Source organism: Roseateles koreensis (genome assembly GCF_028595305.1).
In the GTDB taxonomy this organism is placed as follows: Bacteria; Pseudomonadota; Gammaproteobacteria; order Burkholderiales; family Burkholderiaceae_C; genus Paucibacter_A; species Paucibacter_A koreensis.
The window spans coordinates 393,600-416,282 of sequence record NZ_JAQQXS010000001.1; the positions used below are offsets into that span (position 1 = coordinate 393,600).

Here is a 22,683-nt window from a genome sequence, read left to right on the forward strand (position 1 = left end):
GGCCTGCCGCCAAGCCACTTGCCAGGGCATATGCCCGGGCGGGAGGATGGTGATGGAACGACCACCGTTGAGCGTGTTCCCCAAAAAACAGAGCCTCCGCGGCTCTACCAAGTCTTGCTTTTGAACGACGATTTCACGCCCATGGAGTTTGTTGTGATGATTTTGCAAGAATATTTCCGTCATGACCTGGATACCGCCACTCAGATCATGCTGAAAATCCATCATGATGGACGCGGGGTCTGCGGTGTCTTCACCAAAGATGTCGCGGCCACCAAGGTGGAACTGGTGCTGGCTGCCGCACGGCGAGCCGGCCATCCTTTGCAGTGCATTATGGAGGCCGCATGATTGCGCAAGAGCTTGAAGTCAGCCTGCACATGGCGTTCGTGGAAGCGCGCCAGCAGCGCCATGAGTTCATCACCGTCGAGCACTTGCTGATGGCGTTGCTGGACAACCCCTCTGCCGCTGAGGTGCTACGCGCCTGTTCGGCCAATCTTGATGATCTGCGCAAGAGTTTGTCGCAGTTCATCAAGGAAAATACGCCAACCGTGGGTGGCATTGAAGAGGTTGACACGCAGCCGACCCTGGGCTTTCAGCGCGTGATCCAGCGCGCCATCATGCATGTGCAGTCGACAGGCAGTGGCAAGAAAGAAGTCACCGGTGCCAATGTGCTGGTGGCCATTTTTGGCGAGAAAGATTCACACGCGGTTTACTACCTCCACCAGCAAGGCGTCACGCGGCTGGATGTCGTGAACTTCATCGCCCATGGCATCAAGAAAAGCGACCCGCCCGAGGCACCCGCCGGCGGTAAGGGGCAAGAGGGCGGCGCCAATGGACCTGAGGCCGAGCGCGACGACGCAGAAGGTCAGGGCAAAGGTTCACCGCTTGAGCAGTTCACCCAAAATCTGAATCAATTGGCCAAGGACGGCAAGATCGATCCCTTGATCGGCCGTGAACTGGAGGTTGAGCGCGTGGTGCAGATTTTGTGCCGGCGCCGCAAGAACAACCCGCTGTTGGTGGGTGAAGCTGGCGTGGGCAAGACCGCTATTGCCGAAGGGCTTGCATGGCGCATCACCGAAGGCGATGTGCCCGACGTTTTGTCCGAAGCGGTGGTCTACTCGCTTGATATGGGGGCACTGCTGGCAGGCACCAAATATCGCGGCGATTTTGAGCAACGGCTCAAGGCGGTTCTCAAGCAGTTGAAGGATCAACCGCAGGCCATTTTGTTCATCGATGAAATTCATACCTTGATCGGCGCCGGCGCCGCGTCGGGGGGGACCCTGGACGCCAGCAATCTGCTCAAGCCGGCCTTGTCGTCCGGTCAGATGAAGTGCATTGGCGCCACCACGTTCAATGAATACCGTGGCATCTTCGAGAAAGATGCGGCCCTGAGCCGGCGTTTTCAGAAGGTGGATGTGGCCGAACCTTCGGTCGAGCAGACGGTTGAGATTTTGAAGGGGCTGAAGTCTCGCTTCGAAGACCACCACAGCGTCAAGTACGCGCTGGGCGCGTTGCAGGCGGCGGCGGAGCTGTCGGCCAAGTACATCAACGATCGCCACCTGCCGGACAAGGCCATCGACGTGATCGACGAGGCCGGTGCAGCGCAGCGGATTCTGCCTAAGAACAAGCAGAAGAAGACGATCACGCGCAGCGAGGTCGAAGACATCGTGGCCAAGATTGCGCGCATTCCGCCGGCCTCGGTGTCGAGCGATGACCGCGGCAAGTTGAAAACATTGGATCGCGACCTCAAGAGTGTGGTGTTCGGCCAAGAACCCGCGATTGATGCCTTGGCCGCCGCGATCAAAATGGCACGCTCAGGACTGGGCAAGCCAGACAAGCCGATTGGCTCCTTCTTGTTCAGCGGCCCCACCGGCGTGGGCAAAACCGAGGTGGCCAAGCAGTTGGCCTATATCCTCGGTATCGAGTTGATTCGCTTTGATATGTCGGAGTACATGGAGCGCCATGCCGTCAGTCGTTTGATTGGCGCGCCTCCGGGTTACGTCGGCTTTGATCAAGGGGGTCTGCTCACCGAGGCGGTGACCAAGAAGCCGCACGCGGTGCTGTTACTCGATGAAATCGAGAAGGCGCACCCGGACGTTTTCAATGTGCTCTTGCAGGTGATGGACCATGGCTCACTCACCGATAACAACGGGCGCAAAGCAGATTTCCGCAACATCATCATCATCATGACGACCAATGCGGGCGCTGAGACGATGAATAAATCGACCATTGGTTTCACCAATTCGCGCCAGCAAGGTGATGAGATGGGTGACATCAAGCGCCTGTTTACGCCTGAGTTCCGCAATCGGCTGGACGCTATCGTGTCCTTCCGGGCGCTGGATGAAGAAATCATCATCCGTGTGGTCGACAAATTCTTGCTGCAATTGGAAAGCCAGTTGAGCGAGAAGAAGGTTGAAGTCACCTTCAGCGATGCATTGCGCAAGCATTTAGCCAAGAAGGGCTTTGACCCCCTGATGGGCGCGCGTCCGATGCAACGACTGATTCAAGACACCATTCGCCGTGCCTTGGCCGACGAATTGTTGTTCGGGCGTTTGGTGGATGGTGGCCGTTTGAGCGTGGATGTGGATGCCAACTCGGAGGTGGTGCTCGACATTCAGCCTTTGAAAACTCGCGACAACAAGCCGAAAGCGGAGCCGGCGACGGCGGGTTGAGGTCTCGTATCGTTGTTTGAGCAAAAGGCCCAGTTCAATTCCACTGGGCCTTTTGACGTCATGTGCAGCCGTTTCGTAATGCATCCTGCCAGACGCGCATTGATCCCAGTTCAGGCAAGTTGAATGCGCCGCAGTCCGGCCCGCCGCAAACGCAGCACATCGGCGCGTGGGGCGGGGGATTCAAAATCCCAATCGGAAAGTACATAGCGACGCAGGCCTTGCCCCAACTCATGCACTGCCGCACGGTGGGTGTGGCCGTGGATCATGGTGGTGCAACCTGCGGCTTGGAGCCAGGCGATGCAAGCGGGCGCGTCAAGGTCTGCATAATGCTCCTGCAGGGCCTGCTGGCTTCGGCTGCCATCGCGCATCTGGCGGGCAAGGGTGCGGCGAGTTTCCAGGGGTTGTGCCAGAAACTGCGCCTGCCAGTCGGTTTGCCGTACTTGCGCTCGGAAGCCTTGGTAGGCCACATCCGACAGGCATAGGGCATCGCCGTGGGTGAGTAAATAGCGGGTGCCGAACGCGGTCAGAACGGTTGGGTCTGCCAGCGCCTTCGCGCCGCAGTCGGCCAACATGGCGGGCCCCACCAGAAAGTCGCGATTGCCTGGCATGAAGAACAGATGCAGGCGCTCGGAGGCTCGGCGCAGCAGGGCCAGGCACTGTGCATCAAAGCCGGTATGGCGAACATCGTCGCCGATCCAGACTTCAAAAATGTCGCCTAGCAGCATGACGGCGTCGGCGGATGTTTCCTGCAGATGGTGCTCCAACGCGGCCAGGGTGGCCGGCGTCTCGGGTGCGAGGTGCAGGTCAGACAAAAAGTCAATGCGGCGCCAGTTCTCCGGCGCCGTCATTTCAGCAAAGGTTGGCAACGCCAACCCTGCTGATGGCACGGCTTGAGTTGCCGAATCAGGCGACTTCAACCGCGCGCTCGATCACGACGTTTTCAACGGGCACATCGTCATGGAACCCTGAACGACCGGTGCGCACCTTCTCGATGGCGTCCACCACTTCTTTGCCACCGATGACTTTGCCAAAAACGGCGTAGCCCCAGCCCGACGGAGTTTCGGACTTGAAGTTCAGGAAGCCGTTGTTGGTCGTGTTGATGAAGAACTGGCTGGACGCCGAGTGTGGCGCATTGGTACGGGCCATTGCCAGCGTGTAATGCTCGTTGGTGAGGCCGTTGTTGGCTTCGTTCTGGATCTCGCCCGTGGTGGGCTTTTGTTTCATGCCGACAGCAAAACCGCCGCCTTGAACCATGAAACCCTTGATGACGCGGTGGAACACCGTGCCGTCATAGTGGCCGCTCTTCACGTAGGACAGAAAGTTGGCCACCGAGATGGGGGCTTTTTCAGCGTCCAGTTCGACCAGGATCAGGCCATGGTTGGTATGCAGTTCGACTTTTTTTGCGCTCATTTTTGAGACTCCACAATGGCTTTGGTGATGAGGATGGGGGTGAGGGGCACGTTTTGCTGGCCAGCCAGGTTGCCCGTGGGCTTGGCGCGGATCTTGTCGACCACGTCCATGCCTTCGACCACGTGGCCAAACACGGCGTAGCCGCGGCTGTCACGGGCGTTTTCTGCATCGAGAAACGCGTTGTCAACGACGTTGATGAAGAACTGTGAGGTGGCTGAATTCGGATCGCCGGTGCGAGCCATGGCGACAGTGCCCCGCAGGTTGTGCAGTCCGTTGGCCGCTTCCAGTGGGATGGGCGGCTTGGTGGGTTTTTGCGCCATCTTGTCCGTGAAACCGCCGCCTTGGATCATGAAATTCTCAATGACGCGGTGAAAGATGGTGCCGTTGTAGTGCCCCGATTTCACGTATTGAACAAAGTTGGCCGCGCTTTTTGGGGCCTTTTCAGCATTCAACTCGATGCGAATTTCGCCTTCGGTGGTGCTGAGCTTGATTGTTTGAGCGTGCGCTGAGGTGGCGACTACAAGTCCAAGCGCGACCGCGCCCAAGGTCTTGCGCAGCGGAATCAGCATGTCTGTGGCGGTTGCGGGCATGGTTCTTTCACTGACGTTGAGGTTCTGTAGCGCGCAATTGTCCCTCATGGCGGGAGGCGGCTGTGGGACAAGCGCAGGCGTTAAGCGGCAACAAGCGGCAACTCAAGGCGAAGGGGTGTCCACGCGCTTGAGCAGGGCCTGGATATTTTTCAATTTGCCTTGCGTGGCGGCGAGCGGTGCAACTTGATGCTTCAGGGCATTTTGGTAGGCGCGTTCCGCTTGGCGCAGCAGTACATCGCCCAAATTCTCCAGGGCTTGGGCATGTGTGGGTTGCAAGGTCAGCGCCTGGTTCAAGTCGGCTTGAGCCAAATCCAGGTCGCCTTGGGCGGCGTGGATAACAGCCAGATTGTTAAAGGGGTCTGCCAAATCCGGGAAATCCTGACTGAGCCGGGTGAAGATTTCAGCGGCCGGCTTGAGTTCGCCCATTTCCATCCGCATGACGCCCAGGGTGAAGCGCAGATTCAGGTCGTTGGGGGTCGTTCGCAACCCGTCTTCAACCCATGAAATGGCGGCGCTGCGCTGTCCTGCCAACCACAAGCGTTGAGCCGTATCTTGCTCCGCGGCGCTGGCTGCGGCGGTGAACCCCAGTGCTGCGGCGAATAGGCAAGGGCGAAACAACCGAAACATCCGGGCCCGGAACACCCGGAACACCGGAAAATGGCAATCGAAGCGTGGTGGCATGTGGGCAGTCGCTCAAGGCCTTTGCTGCCGCAGACGGAGCGGCGGAGAGCACAAGGCGCGGTTGGGGCAGGGTCAGTGCGGGCCCAGGTCGGGTGGGCCTGCCGGTATACTGAAGGTCATTCTACGGTGCCTCGCCAAGCTCTGGTGGGCTGGCCGTCGTCACCCTATGATCTGCAAGCCGGCGCATATGACCTCTGTGTTTCCCGTCGGTTTTGGCCCAAAAAGATTCATGTCTCTTCGCATTTACAACACGCTGACCCGTGCGGTTCAGCCACTCGTCCCCATCGAACCCGGCCATGTCCGCATGTATGTGTGCGGCATCACCATCTACGACCTGTGCCATGTGGGCCATGCTCGGATGATGGTTGCGTTCGATTTGATTTATCGGTGGCTGCAGGCTTCCGGTTATCGGGTGACTTATGTACGCAACATCACCGATATCGATGACAAGATCATCCGTCGGGCCTTGGAGCGCCAGATCCCCATTCGGCAATTGACTCACGAAATGGTCGACGCCATGCATGCGGATCTGGGCGCGCTCGGCGTCTTGCGGCCAACCCATGAGCCACGTGCGACGGAGTACGTGCCGCAAATGCTGGCCATGATCGGCAAGTTGGAAGACAAAGGCTTGGCCTACCGTGCCAGCAATGGGGATGTGAACTATTCGGTGCGTGGTTTCGCGGGCTATGGCAAGTTGTCTGGCAAGTCGCTGGATGATCTGCGTGCCGGCGAGCGCGTGGCGGTGGACGACGGCAAGCAAGATCCTCTTGATTTTGTGCTGTGGAAGGCTGCCAAGGTTGAAGAACCGGCTGACGCCAAATTTACCTCCAGCTATGGTGCGGGGCGCCCGGGCTGGCACATCGAATGCTCGGCCATGGCCTGCGCTTTGCTCGGTGAACAGTTTGACCTTCATGGCGGTGGTGCTGATTTGCAGTTCCCGCACCACGAGAACGAAATCGCCCAGAGCGAAGGTGCCAACGGCAAGCCGCCGGCAACCATCTGGGCGCATAACGGCTTGCTGAATGTGGACCACGTGAAGATGTCCAAATCCCTGGGCAACTTCTTCACGATTCAAGACGTGCTCAAGCGTTATGACGCTGAGACTTTGCGTTATTTCATGCTGCGCACGCACTATCGCAGCCCGTTCAATTTCAGTGATGCCAATCTTGATGACGCGCGCATCGCGCTGAAGCGGCTGTATACCGCCCTGGACGGTTTGGATGTGCCGGACATCGACGTTGACTGGACGCACCCGCAGGCGGGGGCTTTCCGTGCGGCCATGGACGATGACTTCAATACGCCGGGCGCTATCGCCGCGCTGTTTGAGTTGGCCAGCGAGATCAACCGCAGCGGCTCATTGACGGACGCTGCCTTGCTCAAAAAGTTGGGCGGATTGCTCGGCTTTTTGCAGCAGACTCCGCGTGACTATTTGCAGGCCGGTGGCGGCAGCATCGGGCTCGATGAGTCTGTCATTGCTGAAAAAATTACAGCCCGGGCAGCCGCCAAGGCCGCGCGTGACTTTGCGGGTGCAGACCAAATCCGCGCTGAGTTGCTGGCTGCGGGTGTTGTCTTGCAAGACAGTCCCACGGGTACGACTTGGACGCGGGCCTGACGTGGTGCGCGTGAATCAGGCCGGGGTGACCCCGGACTATTGGGATGAGGCTTGCCGCCATTTGGCCAGGCGCGACCGGGTGATGAAGAAGTTGATTCCCCAGTTTGGTGAGGCGCGCCTGCAAAGCAGGGCGGACGCCTTCACCACTTTGGCACGCTCCATCATCGGCCAACAAATTTCGGTCAACTCGGCGCAGAACGCGTGGCTCAAATTCGCAGCCTTGGTCGGCGGCGCGCCGACCAAGGTGCAGCCAGCCGCCCTGATGGGGCTGGGTGCGGTGGCACTGCGGGGTGCAGGCCTGCCGGCCCGCAAGGTGGACTATTTGATGGATTTGGCCCAGCATTTTGAAGCCGGGCAGGTGCATGTGCGCCAGTGGACGCAGATGGACGACGAGGCCATCATTGACGAGTTGGTGGCCATTCGAGGCATCGGCCGTTGGACGGCGGAGATGTTTCTCATCTTTCACCTGATGCGACCCAACGTGCTGCCGCTGGACGATCCACGCTTGCTCAAGGGCATCAGCGAGAACTATTTTTCGGGTGAACCCGTTTCGAGAGCTGAAGCCCGGGAGGTCGGGGATGCCTGGTCTCCCTACCGCTCGGTAGCCACATGGTACATTTGGCGCAGCCTCGATCCGGCCCCGGCGGCCTGAAAGCCAACGGAGCACAGGCTTCTTTGCAACGCCCAATCGCATGCGTTGAAGCCAGTTCATAGACCTCAACACTGAACAAAGTCGCAGGATGAGCAAAAAACATTTCCTCGAATTCGAACAGCCCATTGCTGAACTCGAAACCAAAATCGAAGAGTTGCGCTACGTGCAAAGCGAGTCGGCCGTCGATATCTCTGAAGAGATCGACCGCCTCTCCAAGAAAAGCCAGCAACTCACCAAAGACGTCTACGCCAATGTCGCACCCTGGCAGGTGTACCAAATCGCGCGCCATCCGCAACGCCCGCAGACGCTGGATTATTGTGCTGAAGTCTTCACCGAGTTCCAGGAATTGCATGGCGACCGGCACTTTGCCGACGATGCAGCCATCGTGGGTGGCTTGGCGCGTTTCAATGGCCAGGCCTGCATGGTGATCGGTCATCAGCGCGGCGCTGACTCCAAAGAGCGGCAACTGCGCAACTTCGGAATGCCGCGTCCGGAGGGCTATCGCAAGGCTCTGCGCCTGATGAAGTTGGCCGAAAAGTTTGGCCTGCCCGTGTTCACCATGATCGACACCATGGGTGCCTATCCTGGCATCGGCGCTGAAGAACGGGGTCAATCAGAGGCGATTGGCCGCAATATTTTCGAAATGGCGCAACTGGAAGTCCCCATCATCGCGACCGTGATTGGCGAAGGTGGCTCCGGCGGGGCGCTTGCCATCGGCGTGGCGGACCAAGTGCTGATGCTGCAATTCTCAGCCTATTCCGTCATTTCGCCGGAAGGTTGCGCGTCCATTCTTTGGAAGTCTTCTGAGCGCGCTTCGGAGGCCGCCATGGCGCTGGGCATCACCGCCCATCGACTCAAGGCCATGGGCCTGATCGACAAGATTGTCAACGAACCTGTGGGCGGAGCCCATCGTGACAACAAGCAGATGGCCTCGAACTTGAAGCGTGCCTTGAGTGATGCGTTGCGCCAGGTCAGCGACTTGAAACCCAAGGACTTGTTGGATCGCCGTTATGAGCGCCTGCAAGCCTATGGCCGTTTTGGTGACACCAAAGCCCATTGATCCGGATGCGGGCTCCGGCCCTTCCTCAGCCCTGATCGGCCTTGCCTACAGCGGTGGGCGCGATTCCAGCGCTCTGTTGCACGCCACGCTGAAGGCTGCTCAGCAACTCAATGCTGCCGGTTGCCAACCGCCGCTTGGCGTGCTGGCGCTGCATATCCATCACGGCTTGAATCCTCAGGCCGACGGTTGGGCCCGCCATTGCCAGGCGCAATGCGAGGCGTGGGCGCAAGAGGGTCTGCCGGTCCGCCTGCAAATTCATCGGCTCGCCGGGCAACCGCTGCCCAAAGACAGCGTCGAGGCCTGGGCGCGGGAGCAACGCCATGCGGCGCTTGACGCCATGGCGCGTGCGGCGGGGGTCAGTCTTTTGCTGCTGGCGCACCATCGGCGCGATCAGGCTGAAACCTTGTTGCTGCAGGGCTTGCGCGGCGCGGGCGTTGCGGGCTTGGCCGGCATGCCCGTCCAACAATGGCGCAAAGGGCTCTGCTGGGCACGGCCATGGCTGACGCAAACGCGGGAGCATGTGCAGGCCTATGTGCAAGCCCATCACTTGCGCTACATCGACGATGACAGCAATAACGACCCTCGGTATGCGCGCAATCGCCTGCGCTTGCAGGTTTGGCCGAGCTTGCTGCAGGCATTTCCTCAGGCGGAGTCCAAGTTGGCGGACGCCGCGAGCTGGGCGCAAGAGGCGCTGGCGCTGCAGCGAGAAATCGCCCAAGAGGATTTGTCGCGTCTGGCCAGCGCATGTGGTTTGGATATGCGCGGCGTACTACAGCTTTCCGCTCCCCGTGCTAGCAACGTCTTGAGGGCTTGGTTGACCCAGGTGCTGGGGCGGCCCGCGCGGGCGACGCTGGTGGCCCGTTTGTTGTCCGAATGTGCTGTCGCTCAAAGTGGTGAGTGGTCCGGCGGATTTGACGCGGCGCGGCAAGCACTGCAGCTTTGCTTTTATCGTGGTTTTTTGACCTTGAAGCCCGCGGCCAAACGGTGGGAGGAGACAACGCCAGCAGCTGAGGCGGCAAAAGGCGATTCGCCGGTGGCTCAATGGGTGGCGCCCCCCATCGACCTCAGCCAACCCGGCTTGTATCCGCAAGCGGGCTGGGGCGGCTTGTGGCGGGTTGACCCAGTGGCTGAGGGCGGTGTTGCGCCCACGCATTTGACCGCTGTGACGGTGCGCCCACGGCAAGGCGGGGAACAATTTCAAAAAGCAGCGCGCAGTGCGCCCAGGAGCCTGAAGAAGGCGTATCAGGAAGCAGGCATTCCCGCTTGGCAGCGCGTGGGGCCTTGTCTTTTTGCGGGGCAGCAGTTGCTCTACGCGGTTGGTTTGGGCTTGGATGCAAGGTATCGCGCCGCCGCTGGCACACCGCAAATGCAGCTGACCTGGGTTCATGATGCGCCCTCGGCGTTGGCGCCCAGCCCGGAGCCTGATTGGGGGCTCGAAAGGCCCACTGGCGCCCTGCCTAATCCGTCGCCGGAGGTGGGCTGACGCCCCATTATTGACACGGCCGCAGCGGCGAGCAAGGCAGCGGCTAGAATCGCAGGTTGCGACCGCGGTGCCACCCGCCCCATCCGGTCTGGGCGCCTCGACCACCCCGTGAGGCCCTGCGAACTCTTTTCTTACGCCTCAACTCTCGCTTTGAGCGAATCCATATGGCCTTGATTGTTCATAAATATGGCGGTACGTCGATGGGCTCGACGGACCGCATTCGCAACGTCGCCAAGCGCGTTGCCAAATGGGCCCGTGCCGGCCATCAGATGGTGGTGGTCCCTTCGGCCATGAGCGGTGAAACCAACCGCCTTCTTGGTTTGGCCAAGGAACTGGCACCTTCAGGGAGCAGTGCTGCACTCAATCGCGAGCTCGACATGATCGCCTCCACGGGCGAGCAAGTGTCCGTGGGCTTGCTGGCTATCGCTCTGCAAGCTGAGGGGGTCGAGGCCGTTAGCTACACCGGCTGGCAAGTGCCTTTGAATACCGATTCGTCCTACACCAAGGCGCGCATCGAGAGCATTGAAGACAGCCGCGTGCGGGCTGACCTGGCTGCCGGCAAAGTGGTGGTGATTGCCGGTTTTCAGGGCGTGGATGATGAGATGAACATCACCACACTGGGCCGCGGTGGCTCCGACACTTCGGCGGTGGCGATTGCAGCGGCCATGAAGGCCGATGAATGCCTGATCTACACCGACGTGGACGGCGTCTACACCACGGACCCACGCATCGTGCCCGACGCACGCCGCCTGCACACTATCAGTTTTGAAGAGATGTTGGAAATGGCCTCGCTGGGCTCCAAGATCCTGCAAATCCGTTCGGTGGAGTTTGCGGGCAAATACCGGGTGCCGCTGCGCGTGTTGTCGAGCTTCACGCCTTGGGATATCGACATCAACGAGGAAGCCAAATCCGGCACCCTGATCAGTTTTGAAGAGGACGAAAAAATGGAACAAGCCGTCGTTTCCGGCATTGCCTTCAACCGTGACGAGGCGAAAGTGACGCTGCTCGGCGTGCCTGATAAACCCGGCATCGCCTTCCAGATTCTGGGGCCTGTGGCCGAGGCGAATATTGACATCGACGTCATCATTCAAAACGTTTCGCAAGAGGGTAAAACGGACTTCAGCTTCACCGTGCACCGCAACGACTTCGCGCGCACGATGGAATTGCTGGAGAACGTCGTTGGCCCCGCAACGCAAGCGGCCAAGGTGCAGGGCGACCCCAAGATTTGCAAAGTCTCCATCGTTGGCATTGGCATGCGCTCCCATGTGGGTGTGGCGTCCAAGATGTTCCGCGCTTTGAGCGAGGAGGGCATCAACATCCAGATGATTTCCACCAGCGAAATCAAGACCAGTGTCGTGATCGACGAAAAGTACATGGAGTTGGCGGTGCGCGCGCTGCACAAAGCCTTCGACCTGGATAAAAATCCTGCCTAAATTTCAGGATTTTCCAAAAAGCCTGAAATTCTTCGTATAGAATACAAGGCTGTGCTGGAGTCGTGACCGAGTGGCCGAAGGTGCTCCCCTGCTAAGGGAGTATGTGGGCAAAACCTGCATCGAGAGTTCGAATCTCTCCGACTCCGCCAAGTAACAAGAAGCCCTGAAAAGCAAGTCAAATCAATGACTTAGCTTTTCAGGGTTTTTCTTTTTCTACAACCTGCCTCTGCAGCTTGTGGTCTCCGGCATTTCGCCCGGCGATTATTCTTCCGGCAGGGCTAGGTATTTTTCGACGAGTTTTTTGTCGAGGCCTTTCGCCTTCCATCGGTCAATCCCTTTGTCGATAAGGGAGGCAAGCTCATTCCCTTGCAGGAACGCTTTGCTGACAAGAATGTAGAAAGGTTGAGTGCCTTGCGCGGGGTCGGGGATGTAGTCCAGCGCAAGCGACCTTGGCTTGTTTTGTTTGTCGAGGTATTGGTGGACTTCAAGCTGTTCCGCCGCGAAATCGCCGCGGCCTGCCACCAGCATGGCGAACTGTGCTTTTCGGTCCAACGCGCCGGTGTCGATCATGATCTTCTTTTGGTAGCGCTGGTAGTTGAAGCCGTTGATGCCGATCACACGGTATTTTGAAAGCGACTCCATCGTCTTCACTTGTGGCTGCTCGGGGAATACGTCCTTCCGGTAGAACAAAACCAGATGGGTTTCATAAAGCGGCTTGGTGTAGTGCGAAAACTGAGCCCGCTCCTCGTTGAATGAAGCATTTGGAACCAAGGTGACTTCATTGGTCTTGATTTGCTCCAGGCAGCGTTTCCAGGGTCGCAGCACGTTGATTGCCTTGATCTTTTCGTGCTCAAGAATTTCATTCAGCATGTCCACCGCAATCCCGGTGACCTTTTGCTGCTCGTTGAGCATTAGATAGGGCGGCTTGAGTCCTTCCTCCCAGCAGACCGTGATTTCCGAGATCCCGATGGCAAGGGCGGGTTTGATCAGCAAGAGCGTAATCGCTGCAAGAAAGAGGCGAAACATAGGCGGCGGGGCTGGTGGGTGCATTTCTGTCCGCGGGTGAGGCGGAGGCGATTCGGGAATGGACGCAGCGGCAGGATTCAAGCCAAGGTGAGCAATGGCACGCCAGTTTCTGCACAGACAAAGCAAGTGTGCCTCAGCTTTGTGGCACACCACGGCGTTGATGGGATCCCGTACGCAGGTGTTGGGTGATGTAGTGAGAAATTGCAGGGAACGCGTTGAGTTGCGTAAAACCGCTGGCGGCGCAAGGCAAGGCCTGACCCGGTGAATGTGAATTTGGCGCAACGGCGCTTGACCGTTTGCAACGAAACTGCGCAAATCGGACTAAGTCGATCGAGCACCGTAAACCTTGGTTTTGCGGCGGATTTGGTTCAGCGATGGAGGTGTGCAGTTGACCTTCAACATCCTCAGCCTTGACGGGGGCGGAACCTTTTGTGCAGTGCAAGCCTGTGCGCTGCAGCATTTGTTCCCTGGACAATCGGGCCATCAGGTGTTGGGGCTTTTTGATCTGGTCGCTGGGACTTCTGGCGGCTCGTTTGTGGCGGCGGCGCTGGCCGCAAATGTGTCGCCCGACAAGTTGGTGCAGCTTTTTCATGAGCGCAAGAATCGCGAGCGTTTCTTTCGCCGCTTGCCCTGGTACCGCCGCCTTGCTGACATTTTGAGCGCGCATCACCTTGGGCCTCGATTTGACTCGCGCAGCAAGCAGGTGTTCATTGGCGAGGCTACCGGGGCCATGGGGCAACGCGCCCTGTGTGACCTGTGGACGGATTCGCCAAATGGGGCGCGCCGCCCCCACTTCATGATCGTCAGCTACGACTATCAGTTCGACAAAGCCCAGGTATTTCGCAGCAACTGGAACAGTCAAGCAGCCAGCTTCCCACGGGCGCCTTTGCGCCTGAAACTGCATGATGCGGTGCACGCATCCACCCATGCTCCGGTGCGCTGGTTTGGTGGTGTCGCCAAACCGACTGAGGGCGACCACTTTGGGTATTGGGATGGCGCGATGACGGGCTTCAACAATCCGGTGTTGCTGGCCGTGACCGAGGCGATTGCAGCCGGCATCCCTCGGGATCAAATTCGAGTGCTCTCAATCGGCACCGCTTGCACGCAACTACTGCCGGCTGATACCGACGCTGCGACCGAGTTGCGGGTAGAGTCACCAACGCCCTGCCTGGTGCGCGACTTGGGCAAGACCGCCAAAACCATCATTGCCGAGCCACCGGATATCGACACCTATCTTGCCCATCTGTGCTTGAGCGCGGTGGTGCCTGAGCGAGAGGGGCAGTGTGTCGAGTCACCGATTGTTCGGCTCAATCCGGTCATTCACCCGCGCCTTGTTACCGGCAAATGGACGGCGCCGAAGGGCTTTACCTTGACGGAATTCAAGGCATTGGTGAACCTGGATATCTCGGCCACAGCGGACAGTGATGTTGAATTGATTGACCGCTTGTGCGCAAACTGGGTGACTGGCGATTCGCACAATCAGGCAGTACGCCGACGCCATGACTACTTCACGCCGGATCCGAGCACCCGGGCCTGGAATCAAGGCGGATGCTGCGAAATCGGCGATTTGTACTTTTCTCAAGCCATCCAGCGATGGCGAGAAATTAGCGTATGACCGAATGAGTTGAGTCGGCGCGAAGGGAGCAGGTTTTGATGCCATTGTCAAAGAAGCCCAAGGTGTTGATCGTCAACTGCTATTCGGACAACAACCGAGGCGCACGCGGCAATCCTGATTTCGTGCCGCAATCCATTGCACCGCTGGCCTTGGCTGGCGTGTTCGAACCCGGACAAGTCGAAATTCGCGTGGCGTGTGAATTTCAGCAGGGGCCGATGGAAGACTTGCGCCTGCTGGCCTGGCCTGACCTGTTGGTGCTGACGGGCCTGAACGCCTCGCTGGATCGCATGAAGCACCTCTGCGCTTATGCCCAGTCACTCAACCCTTCGGTGTGCGTGGCAATGGGCGGCCCGCTGGCCCGCGTGCTTCCCCTGCATTGCCGCCAGTTTTTTGATGAAGTGTTGCCTGGTGATGTCGAAGACCTGGCACCCCTGGCGGCTGATTTGTTTGGGCCCCACGTGATCGCGCCTGAACCCGGTTTGCGACATGACTTGGCGCCGCCTGGGCATCGGGTGGCCTATGCCGAGGCCAGTCGCAATTGCAACTTCAGTTGCAGTTTTTGCGCCATGACCGCCGAAGGGCGGGCGTACCAACCGCATGACTTGGGCTATATCCGGCGGCAGTTGATGCAGCTGGGGCACAAACCCTGTGTGATGTTTCTAGATCAAAATTTTGCGGGCGGACCAAGGGCTGGCTTGATGGCACGCCTGGCCTTGCTGCGAGAGTTCCATGACAGCGGGCAATTGCAAGGGTGGGCCGCCTTGGTCACCTCGGATTTTTTTGCCCGGCCGGAAATGCTGGAGGCGGCGCGGATTTCAGGCTGCATCGGCTTTTTCAGCGGCGTGGAAAGCCTGGATCCAACACAGTTGCGTGGCTTCGGCAAGAAGCAGAATTTGAGTGGACAAACGCTTGAGCGCATTGAGCGCTGTTTGGGCGCGGGTATGACGTTTCATTACGGGCTGATTCATGATCCTGTGACGCAGCATGTCCAGCAATTGCTGGACGAGGTGACTGCTATTGCCGCTACGCCCAGCATCACCCTGCCCAGCTTCGTGAGCCTGGCCATTCCCTTGCTGGGGACCCCGCTGTTTCAGGCGCGTCTGCGAGAGGGCAGCCTGTTGCCGGGCATACGGCTGCGTGATATGGATGGGCGTACGTTGTTGACCCACAGTCTGGACGATCCCGAGCAAGCTCGCTGCCTGGTTGCACGAATGGACCGTGGGCTTGTCGGGTGTCGTGCCGCGCTGGCCCACGGCATGGGTTTTCTGCGGCGCTATGCCGGGCGAATGCAAAAGTACGCGCTGCTCTCGGCGCTGAGCCCGAACTTGGCCCAGGCGTTTCCCGCCTTGGGTACGGCGGCGCGCGACTGGCATCTGCGGGCAAGTGCGCCCATGCGCAGCCATGTCGCAGGCGCCGAGGCGCTGGGCACTTTGTATCGGCCACTGATGCCGCTGGCGTCTCGCTATGCGCGTTATTTTGAGCCGGTCTGTGTGACGGACGGACGGGGGGCTTTACACGAAGATTTGCAGGCTGATCTGGGTGCCGGGGTGCAGCCCCTTACGGCTCAGTCATTGCAGGCTGTGCAGTTCAGCCGTCCTGGGGGGGCGCGGCCCATGGCCCGGTCGGACGTGCTGGCGGGCAAGAATCAAGTGGCGTCGCCTGTGTTGTGAGTGCTGCAAACCGGGCTTGAAATGGGCGGGCGCTGCACAGCCCGAAACGAGTCCAAGAAGTCTGGGTGGGTCCATGGTCACGATGAAGATTTTGCTTTCGGGCGGCCTCTCCTGGGGACAGGGTTGGGTTCGCACGTTGGCGTGCTGGGTGGCCTTTGGGGGCTTTGTCGGTATGTTCTTGGGCGTCGGGCTGGCTCATGCCGGTGAGGGACCGGGTCTGCTTCAACGCTGGGGCCCGCATGACGATCGGGGCCCCATGGCCGCGCAGTTGCTGGCGGCGACGCGGTCTGCGCAGTGGTGTACCGTTGCGCCCCTGAGTCCCTTGTTGATGAATCGCGAGACCCGGCTATATCGCCTGGACCCCCCCCATGAGGCCGAGCCGCAACTGGTGATTGAAGACCCCATCGCGGAGGTAATGGCTGTGCTTGAGCGCACGCCGCAGGGTTGTCTGCAAATGCGCATGGCCGGGCGCAGCCAGCCTCAGGCTGCAGGCATGTTGGCCAGCCCTTTTCCCAATCTGCCCTTAGTCACTGTGGAGCAGGGCGCTGCGGTTGCCCAACCGGTGTGGGTGCTGCTACAAGACGTGAAGTCCATCCGCCCCTGGTTGTCTGTGCAGGAGCGAGCGCATTTCAGTCATCGATCCCAAGTGGTGTGGCTGCTGCTTGCCTTGTATGCCGGCATGCTGGTGATGGTGCCGGTGGTGAGTCTGGCACTGGGGGTTTTGGGGCAGGCGCGTTTGGCGGGGGCCTACATCTTCTATGTGAGCACCTTGCTGCTTTGGTTGCTGGAGAACTTCAGCATCGGTCAGACGTGGTTTGCCTATTGGCCGGCGCCGGAGCGATTTGCCATCGTCCATGGTTTGATGGTGGGCTTGCTGATCTTGGGCACGGGCGTGGCCACGGCGGAAGCCCTGCGCCTGGAGGGCCAGGCGCGGCGCTTGCTGAGCATTACTGTCGGCGGATTGGCGGCTTTGTTTGCCATGTATTTCCTTGACCACCGGGTCTATCAGATGGCGGCCCTGAGCTTGGGCTTGATGGCCTTGGCGGTGATCGCGCTGCTGCTGTGGCGCTGGCCGCGAATTGACCGGGCACAGCGTTTATTTTCCATGGGCTTGGGCGCCACCATGTTGGGCGGTATCCTGCAGGCCCTGACCATTGTCTTGCCGGAAGGGCCGTTGCGCGACTGGGGGCTGTACGCGTTTCCGGCGGGCAATTTCTTGCATGCCCTGTTCTGGGTGGCGGCCTTGAATCATGGCTTGAACGAAGACCGTAAGGCACGTGAAAACCAGCTGCGCGATGAGGCGCGACACGACCCGGTGACAGGCCTCGCTAACCGAAAATTGCTGGAGGAGCGAATTCACCAAGCCCTGCGTCTTCGTCCGTCGAGAGGCCCAATCAGCGCCCACGAACTCGCTCAACTGGGGGCAGGGGTGGCGTCAATCCGGGCCGCTGAAGAGGGACTGGGCGCGGTGTTTGTCGACTTGGATCGATTCAAAATTCTCAACGACAGCCTGGGGCATACCAAAGGTGATGTGCTGCTTTGCCAAGTGGCGCAGCGTCTCGTGCAGCACATCGGCTCGGACGGCTTGGTGGCGCGGTTTGGTGGGGACGAATTCTTTGTGCTGGTATTGCGGCGCAATTCGGAGGCCGAACTGGCCTTGCTGGGGGCGAGTTTGCTGCAATTGCTCGACGCGCCTTTGACTTTGGATGACCGGGAGTTGCGGGTCAGCGCCAGTCTGGGCATTGTGGTGATCGATGGGAGCTACACCACGGCAGATGACGTGATCAAGGACGCGGATCTCGCCTTGCATCATGCAAAGCAGCGGGGGAGGGCTCGCTTCGAACTCTTTGAGCCGCCGATGCGCAAGTTGGCCGACCAGCGCTTTCGTCTTGAATCCGAACTGCGCGTGGCGATCGAACGGGGCGAGTTCGAGCCATTCTTTCAACCTATCGTTGCTTTGCCGACGACCCACCATGCCGGGTTTGAAGCCCTGGTGCGCTGGCGCCACCCTCAACGCGGGCTGGTGAGCCCGGCGGAGTTCATCCCCGCAGCGGAAGACACCGGCTTGATCGAGTGGATCGGCATGCAGGTGATGCAGTCCACCATGCGGCAGGTGGCGGCCTGGCGGGCGGAAGGCCTTTGGCGCGAGGGCTGGTACGTCAGCGTCAATGTCTCCGGCGTTCAGTTGCGCGATGTGCGTATTGCCGACAAATTTGCCGCTCTGTTGCGTCAGTATGAACTCACGCCCACGGACATTCGCGTCGAGGTGACGGAGAGTTCGGTGATCGAGAACAAGGACGTCGCCTTTGGCCTGCTGCCGGAGATCAAGGCGCATGGTTTTTTGCTTTGTATGGACGATTTTGGCACGGGCTATTCTTCACTCAGTTACCTGAGTGAATTGCCCTTTGATGTGTTGAAAATTGATCGCTCCTTCATCCATGAGATCAGCCGCCGTAGCGAGTTGCTGGTGCTGGTGCGCACGGTACTCGGCTTGTCGCGTGAGTTGGGCATGATGGTGGTTGCCGAAGGCATTGAGACCGAGGATCAACAAACCATTCTGGGCGATCTGGACTGCGGTTATGGCCAAGGCTACCGCTTTGCCAAGCCCATGCCGGCACAAGATGCAACCCGGTGGTTGCAAGAAGCGCTGCCCCGCCAAATCGCGGCCTGAGGCCGCGATTGAACGTCACCCGGCGGTATTCCTGCAACGCGGTGGTGATACATCATGTCAAGGCTGGCGCAAAATGGCGGCGATGAATTCCCATGACATGGCGACACCGCCTGAACGTTTGAGGCTTCGATGGGCCACGGCTGCGGGGCTGACCTTTGTTTGGCCGTGCTTGTCGAATGCTGCGCCTAACGCGGCACCTAACGCGCCACCTAACGCCGAGTTGAAACGGGTTGAACCCGTCCGTTTGGGCATTGGCGAATGGGCGCCATTTTTTTCGGCCGACCTGCCACATTTTGGCGTATTTGCTCAAGTAGTGAGCGAAGCGTTTGCCCAGCAAGGGTTTGCAGTTCAATACCAAATCATGCCCTGGAAACGTGCTTTGGCCGATGTCGAGTCAGGGTATCTGCACGGTTCACCGGGTTGGGGCTTGACTCCAGAGCGGGCGCAGAAGTTTCTCTACAGCGATCCGGTCATTCTTTCTCACGATGCGCTATTTTTTCTCAAACGTCGACCGCTGCTGTTCCAGCGCGACGAGGACCTGCGAGACAAACTACTGGGAGCCACAAGCGGCTATCACTACGGCCCGTTGATTCAACAGTATGAGGCCGAGGGCATCCTACGGGTGGACCGGGCACCGAGTGATGAGGCGAGCCTGCGAAAGCTCTTGTTGGGGCGCGTCGATGGCTTGTTGATGAACCGGGAAGCCGGTGTTTTCCTGCTGAAGACGCGGTTTACCTCTGCTGAACAGGCCGAGGTGGTGATCAGCCCTCGGGCGGTGGGCAGCAAGACCTCGCATATGGTGATGAGTCGGGCGTTGCCTGAAGTCCCCGGGCAACTGAAGGCCTTCAATCTTGGGCTCGCCGAGTTGCGGCAACGCGGTCGGGTTCAAGAGTTGTTGCGTCAGTACGCCCCCGCGTCACAGTTGAAGTAGTGCAGGGTGCCTGAGGCCAAAACGCTACGGCACAATGGCTCAGATGTGGCGGGCCGGCGGGCGCGTTGCTGAACAACTCTTTGAACCGCTGCTGTGCCAGACTGCCATGTACAACCCCATTCATTTTCAGTTGCATGACCAAAAAGAGATTTGGCATTTGATCGCCGAATCGCCGCTTGCCACCCTCATTGGTGCCGACGATCAGGGGCAGGCGTTTGTGACCCATGTCCCGCTGACGGTTCAAGTGATTGAACAGTCCGCGTGCGGGGTCGAGCCTGGCACCTGTACTTGGTCTCTGGAGGGGCATATGGCGCGGGCCAATCCGCATTGGGGCTGGCTGGACGACCAGGCCGCTCGAGGGGTTGATGTGCTGGCGGTGTTCAACGGGCCCAGTGCCTATGTGTCACCCAAGCATTACGAGCATGAGCGCAATGTGCCTACCTGGAATTACCTGGCCGTTCATGTCTACGGGCGTATGGAATGGGTGACTGGGCAAGACGACAAGGACGCCTTGCTCAAGCGCCTGATCGCCGAGAACGAGCCGGCCTACGCGGACCAGTGGCACGAATTGCCGGCCGATTTCAAGGCGAAGATGTTGGGTGCGATTGTAGGTTTTCGCCTTCAGGTGACCCGCTGCGAAGCCAAAGCCAAGCTAAGTCAAAACCGTTCTGCGGTGGAGCGGGCGCGCATCCGCGAGGCCTTCCGATCCGGATCGCCGTCGGAGCAGGGCTTGGCCAATTGGATGGACCGACTGTTGCCTTGAACCAGGCTTGCATCCGATACGTGTCAAACCCCCTCAAAGACGATGAATTCAACCTCTACCGCCCCAATTCAGACGGGTTTGACGCCTCTGCAAATTCAGCCTTGCGTGTTGGCGGGGCGCCGGGTTCGCCTTGAGCCGTTGGCGCTTGTGCATGTGGACGCCCTGGCCGATATCGGGCTGGTGCCCGCCTTGTGGACCTGGGTGCCCACCTTGATGCGTGATCGGGCGGACATGCAGGCTTATGTCGAAACCGCTTTGGCGGAGCAGGCCAAGGGCCAGGCTTTGCCGTTTGTGATCAAGGATGAGGCGACCGGTCGGGTGATCGGCAGCACGCGCTTTGGCAGTATCTCCGCCAAGGACCGGCGGCTGGAAATTGGCTGGACCTGGCTGAGTCCGGCCGCGCAGCGTACGGGGGCCAATACCGAGGCCAAGACCTTGTTGCTCACGCATGCTTTCGAGACGCTGGGCGCCTCGCGTGTTGAATTGAAAACGGATGTGCTGAACGCCAAGTCACGCGCGGCGATTGGGCGAATCGGCGCGACGCAAGAAGGCATTTTTCGCCGCCACATGATCTGCCCCGATGGCCGGGTGCGAGACACTGTTTACTTTTCCATCATCCAAGAAGAATGGCCAGGGGTGAAACACCGCCTGGCCAATTTGCTGCGCTGAGCGTCGTGTGCCCGGCGCCTGGGCGCCATCCATGACGCGGGAGTTTACATCCCGGCGTAATTCGGGCCGCCACCACCTTCAGGCGTGACCCAGACGATGTTCTGGGTAGGATCCTTGATGTCGCAGGTCTTGCAATGCACGCAGTTTTGAGCGTTGATTTGCAAGCGGTCTTCTCCGGCGTCGGTCTTGACAAACTCGTACACACCGGCCGGGCAATAGCGGCTCTCGGGGCCGCCATAGGTGGCCAGGTTGATGCGCACCGGCACCGAAGTGTCTTTCAGTGTCAGGTGGGCCGGCTGGTTTTCTTCATGGTTGGTGTTGGAGATGAACACCGACGACAGCCGGTCGAAGGTCAACTTGCCATCAGGCTTCGGATAGTCGATCTTGGCGCACTCGGCGGCGGGGCGCAGGTAGGTGTGATCAGCCTGGGTGCGATGGACGGTCCAAGGCGGGCTCTGGATGCCCAGCTTGGGCAGCAGCCACTGTTCGATGCCGGTCATCAGGGTGCCCACCAGATTGCCCTTTTTGAACCACTGCTTGAAGTTGCGCGATTGGTTCAATTCAGCGTGCAACCAGCTTTGCTCAAAGGCGGCGGGGTAGGCCGCCAGCTCGTCATGTTGACGGCCCGCCTTGATGGCTTCAAACGCTGCTTCAGCGGCCAGCATGCCTGACTTGATGGCCGCGTGGCTGCCTTTGATGCGGGCGGCATTGAGGTAACCCGCATCGCAACCCACCAGGGCACCGCCCGGGAAGACAGTCTTGGGCAGGCTCAGCAAACCACCGGCCGTGATGGCGCGTGCCCCATAGCCCAGGCGCTTGCCTCCTTCCAGGTGCTTGCGGATGTTGGGGTGGGTTTTCCAGCGCTGCATTTCTTCAAAAGGCGCCAGCCAGGGGTTCTTGTAATCCAGGCCCACGACGTAGCCCAAAGTGACTTTGTTGCCTTCCAGGTGATACAGGAAACCGCCACCATAGGTGTCGCCGTCCATCGGCCAACCGGCGGTGTGCATGACCAAGCCGGGCTTGGCCTTGTCTGCCGGCACTTCCCACAATTCTTTGATGCCGATGGCATAGCTTTGAGGGTCCTTGCCTGCGTCGAGCTGGAATTTGGCAATCAATTGCTTGCCCAGATGGCCGCGTGCACCCTCTGCAAAGACGGTGTATTTGCCCAGCAACTCCATGCCGAGTTGAAAGCCCTCGTGGGGCTCACCGTCTTTGCCGACGCCCAGGTTGCCGGTCGCCACGCCACGCACGCTGCCATCGTCACCGTAGATCACTTCAGCGGCCGTGAAGCCGGGGAAGATTTCCACGCCCAGGGCTTCCGCCTGTTCGCCCAGCCATTTGGTCACAGCGCCTAGCGAGATCACGTAGTTGCCATGGTTGTGGAAACAGCCCGGAATCAACCATTGCGGGGTTTGTTTGGCGCCCGTTTCGCTGAGGAAGAGCACTTCGTCCTCGGTAACTGCCTGGTTCAGCGGGGCACCGAGTTCTTTCCAGTTGGGCAGCAATTCGCTGATGGCGCGAGGGTCCATCACGGCGCCCGACAAGATGTGCGCGCCTGCCTCTGAACCCTTTTCCAACACGACGACAGACAAATCCGCATTCAGCTGCTTAAGTCGAATCGCGGTGGCCAAGCCACCGGGGCCGCCGCCGACGATGACCACGTCGTATTCCATGGATTCTCTAGGGCCGTACTGGGCAAGGATGTCCTGAGGAGTCATTGATCAAAGTCCTGGTGGGTCAAATTGAGC

19 protein-coding genes and 1 tRNA gene are annotated in these 22,683 nt (G+C 59.5%); 14 read left to right on the forward strand and 6 right to left on the reverse strand.

Annotated features, from left to right (window positions below; all coding sequences use genetic code 11):
* Window positions 1-30 precede the first annotated feature (30 nt).
* Both clpS and clpA read left to right on the forward strand, forming a co-directional pair.
* A complete protein-coding gene (gene clpS / locus PRZ01_RS01680; protein ID WP_273595004.1) occupies window positions 31-345 on the forward strand; it encodes an ATP-dependent Clp protease adapter ClpS in 315 nt (104 codons plus the stop codon).
* Window positions 342-2,669, forward strand: a complete 2,328-nt coding sequence (gene clpA, locus PRZ01_RS01685; protein ID WP_273595005.1) for an ATP-dependent Clp protease ATP-binding subunit ClpA — start codon at window positions 342-344, stop codon at window positions 2,667-2,669. The genes clpS and clpA overlap by 4 nt, the downstream gene beginning before the upstream one ends.
* Before the next feature lie 110 nt (window positions 2,670-2,779).
* Here the strand turns inward: clpA and PRZ01_RS01690 are convergent, their stop codons facing one another.
* The 4 genes from PRZ01_RS01690 to PRZ01_RS01705 all read right to left on the reverse strand — a co-directional run bounded on the left by PRZ01_RS01690 (window position 2,780) and on the right by PRZ01_RS01705 (window position 5,350).
* Window positions 2,780-3,517: a UDP-2,3-diacylglucosamine diphosphatase gene (locus PRZ01_RS01690; RefSeq protein ID WP_273595054.1), complete on the reverse strand. Its 738-nt coding sequence runs from the start codon at window positions 3,515-3,517 to the stop codon at window positions 2,780-2,782.
* A gap of 55 nt (window positions 3,518-3,572) precedes the next feature.
* Window positions 3,573-4,079, reverse strand: a complete 507-nt coding sequence (locus tag PRZ01_RS01695) for a peptidylprolyl isomerase (RefSeq protein ID WP_273595006.1) — start codon at window positions 4,077-4,079, stop codon at window positions 3,573-3,575.
* The gene (locus PRZ01_RS01700; protein ID WP_273595007.1) at window positions 4,076-4,669 is read right to left on the reverse strand and encodes a peptidylprolyl isomerase; all 594 of its coding nucleotides are present in this window, start codon (window positions 4,667-4,669) and stop codon (window positions 4,076-4,078) included. The genes PRZ01_RS01695 and PRZ01_RS01700 overlap by 4 nt, the downstream gene beginning before the upstream one ends.
* A 102-nt stretch (window positions 4,670-4,771) precedes the next feature.
* On the reverse strand, window positions 4,772-5,350 hold the full coding sequence (locus PRZ01_RS01705) for a tetratricopeptide repeat protein (protein WP_273595008.1): 579 nt from the start codon (window positions 5,348-5,350) through the stop codon (window positions 4,772-4,774).
* Between the two features lie 229 nt (window positions 5,351-5,579).
* Between PRZ01_RS01705 and cysS the strand changes: the two genes are divergently transcribed.
* The 6 genes from cysS (at window position 5,580) to PRZ01_RS01735 (ending at window position 11,739) form a co-directional block, all read left to right on the forward strand.
* Window positions 5,580-6,962 (forward strand): cysteine--tRNA ligase, encoded by a 1,383-nt coding sequence (gene cysS / locus PRZ01_RS01710; protein ID WP_273595009.1) that lies wholly within the window; start codon window positions 5,580-5,582, stop codon window positions 6,960-6,962.
* 82 nt (window positions 6,963-7,044) lie between these two features.
* Window positions 7,045-7,614 (forward strand): DNA-3-methyladenine glycosylase family protein, encoded by a 570-nt coding sequence (locus PRZ01_RS01715; RefSeq protein ID WP_273595010.1) that lies wholly within the window; start codon window positions 7,045-7,047, stop codon window positions 7,612-7,614.
* An 88-nt stretch (window positions 7,615-7,702) separates the two neighbouring features.
* Entirely contained in the window at window positions 7,703-8,674 is a 972-nt protein-coding gene (locus PRZ01_RS01720) for an acetyl-CoA carboxylase carboxyltransferase subunit alpha (protein ID WP_273595011.1), read from the forward strand.
* Window positions 8,655-10,157: a tRNA lysidine(34) synthetase TilS gene (gene tilS / locus PRZ01_RS01725; RefSeq protein WP_273595012.1), complete on the forward strand. Its 1,503-nt coding sequence runs from the start codon at window positions 8,655-8,657 to the stop codon at window positions 10,155-10,157. Before PRZ01_RS01720 ends, tilS begins: the two co-directional genes overlap by 20 nt.
* Window positions 10,158-10,321: 164 nt before the next feature.
* Complete coding sequence (locus PRZ01_RS01730; RefSeq protein WP_273595013.1) at window positions 10,322-11,590, forward strand: aspartate kinase; 1,269 nt, start codon at window positions 10,322-10,324, stop codon at window positions 11,588-11,590.
* Between the two features lie 56 nt (window positions 11,591-11,646).
* Window positions 11,647-11,739: transfer RNA gene (locus tag PRZ01_RS01735), tRNA-Ser, on the forward strand.
* A gap of 112 nt (window positions 11,740-11,851) precedes the next feature.
* Here PRZ01_RS01735 and PRZ01_RS01740 read toward each other — a convergent pair.
* The gene (locus tag PRZ01_RS01740; RefSeq protein ID WP_273595014.1) at window positions 11,852-12,616 is read right to left on the reverse strand and encodes a substrate-binding periplasmic protein; all 765 of its coding nucleotides are present in this window, start codon (window positions 12,614-12,616) and stop codon (window positions 11,852-11,854) included.
* Between the two features lie 388 nt (window positions 12,617-13,004).
* On the opposite strand from PRZ01_RS01740, the gene PRZ01_RS01745 reads away from it, so the two are divergent.
* The 6 genes from PRZ01_RS01745 to PRZ01_RS01770 all read left to right on the forward strand — a co-directional run bounded on the left by PRZ01_RS01745 (window position 13,005) and on the right by PRZ01_RS01770 (window position 20,935).
* Entirely contained in the window at window positions 13,005-14,231 is a 1,227-nt protein-coding gene (locus tag PRZ01_RS01745) for a patatin-like phospholipase family protein (protein ID WP_273595015.1), read from the forward strand.
* A gap of 38 nt (window positions 14,232-14,269) precedes the next feature.
* Window positions 14,270-15,901, forward strand: coding sequence for a B12-binding domain-containing radical SAM protein (locus PRZ01_RS01750; RefSeq protein ID WP_273595016.1), 1,632 nt, complete (start codon window positions 14,270-14,272; stop codon window positions 15,899-15,901).
* Window positions 15,902-15,983: 82 nt separating this feature from the next.
* Complete coding sequence (locus tag PRZ01_RS01755; RefSeq protein WP_273595017.1) at window positions 15,984-18,572, forward strand: putative bifunctional diguanylate cyclase/phosphodiesterase; 2,589 nt, start codon at window positions 15,984-15,986, stop codon at window positions 18,570-18,572.
* Between the two features lie 82 nt (window positions 18,573-18,654).
* A complete protein-coding gene (locus PRZ01_RS01760) occupies window positions 18,655-19,503 on the forward strand; it encodes a substrate-binding periplasmic protein (RefSeq protein ID WP_273595018.1) in 849 nt (282 codons plus the stop codon).
* A gap of 106 nt (window positions 19,504-19,609) precedes the next feature.
* Window positions 19,610-20,266 carry an FMN-binding negative transcriptional regulator gene (locus PRZ01_RS01765; protein ID WP_273595019.1) on the forward strand — a complete coding sequence of 219 codons (657 nt, stop codon included), beginning with the start codon at window positions 19,610-19,612 and terminating at the stop codon, window positions 20,264-20,266.
* A 42-nt stretch (window positions 20,267-20,308) separates the two neighbouring features.
* Complete coding sequence (locus PRZ01_RS01770; RefSeq protein ID WP_273595020.1) at window positions 20,309-20,935, forward strand: GNAT family N-acetyltransferase; 627 nt, start codon at window positions 20,309-20,311, stop codon at window positions 20,933-20,935.
* A gap of 44 nt (window positions 20,936-20,979) precedes the next feature.
* Here PRZ01_RS01770 and PRZ01_RS01775 read toward each other — a convergent pair whose 3' ends face one another.
* Complete coding sequence (locus tag PRZ01_RS01775) at window positions 20,980-22,653, reverse strand: electron transfer flavoprotein-ubiquinone oxidoreductase (protein ID WP_273595021.1); 1,674 nt, start codon at window positions 22,651-22,653, stop codon at window positions 20,980-20,982.
* Window positions 22,654-22,683 lie beyond the last annotated feature (30 nt).

Bases quoted from the DNA above. Each gene is read 5' to 3' on its own strand.
- cysS (WP_273595009.1), top strand. From the start codon at position 5,580: ATGTCTCTTCGCATTTACAACACGCTGACCCGTGCGGTTCAGCCACTC.
- PRZ01_RS01770 (WP_273595020.1), top strand. From the start codon at position 20,309: ATGAATTCAACCTCTACCGCCCCAATTCAGACGGGTTTGACGCCTCTG.
- PRZ01_RS01705 (WP_273595008.1), bottom strand. From the start codon at position 5,350: ATGCCACCACGCTTCGATTGCCATTTTCCGGTGTTCCGGGTGTTCCGG.
- PRZ01_RS01720 (WP_273595011.1), top strand. From the start codon at position 7,703: ATGAGCAAAAAACATTTCCTCGAATTCGAACAGCCCATTGCTGAACTC.
- PRZ01_RS01760 (WP_273595018.1), top strand. From the start codon at position 18,655: ATGAATTCCCATGACATGGCGACACCGCCTGAACGTTTGAGGCTTCGA.
- PRZ01_RS01695 (WP_273595006.1), bottom strand. From the start codon at position 4,079: ATGAGCGCAAAAAAAGTCGAACTGCATACCAACCATGGCCTGATCCTG.
- PRZ01_RS01755 (WP_273595017.1), top strand. From the start codon at position 15,984: ATGAAGATTTTGCTTTCGGGCGGCCTCTCCTGGGGACAGGGTTGGGTT.
- PRZ01_RS01775 (WP_273595021.1), bottom strand. From the start codon at position 22,653: ATGACTCCTCAGGACATCCTTGCCCAGTACGGCCCTAGAGAATCCATG.
- clpS (WP_273595004.1), top strand. From the start codon at position 31: ATGCCCGGGCGGGAGGATGGTGATGGAACGACCACCGTTGAGCGTGTT.
- PRZ01_RS01690 (WP_273595054.1), bottom strand. From the start codon at position 3,517: ATGACGGCGCCGGAGAACTGGCGCCGCATTGACTTTTTGTCTGACCTG.
- PRZ01_RS01700 (WP_273595007.1), bottom strand. From the start codon at position 4,669: ATGCCCGCAACCGCCACAGACATGCTGATTCCGCTGCGCAAGACCTTG.
- clpA (WP_273595005.1), top strand. From the start codon at position 342: ATGATTGCGCAAGAGCTTGAAGTCAGCCTGCACATGGCGTTCGTGGAA.
- PRZ01_RS01750 (WP_273595016.1), top strand. From the start codon at position 14,270: ATGCCATTGTCAAAGAAGCCCAAGGTGTTGATCGTCAACTGCTATTCG.
- PRZ01_RS01730 (WP_273595013.1), top strand. From the start codon at position 10,322: ATGGCCTTGATTGTTCATAAATATGGCGGTACGTCGATGGGCTCGACG.
- PRZ01_RS01765 (WP_273595019.1), top strand. From the start codon at position 19,610: ATGTACAACCCCATTCATTTTCAGTTGCATGACCAAAAAGAGATTTGG.
- PRZ01_RS01715 (WP_273595010.1), top strand. From the start codon at position 7,045: ATGAAGAAGTTGATTCCCCAGTTTGGTGAGGCGCGCCTGCAAAGCAGG.
- PRZ01_RS01740 (WP_273595014.1), bottom strand. From the start codon at position 12,616: ATGTTTCGCCTCTTTCTTGCAGCGATTACGCTCTTGCTGATCAAACCC.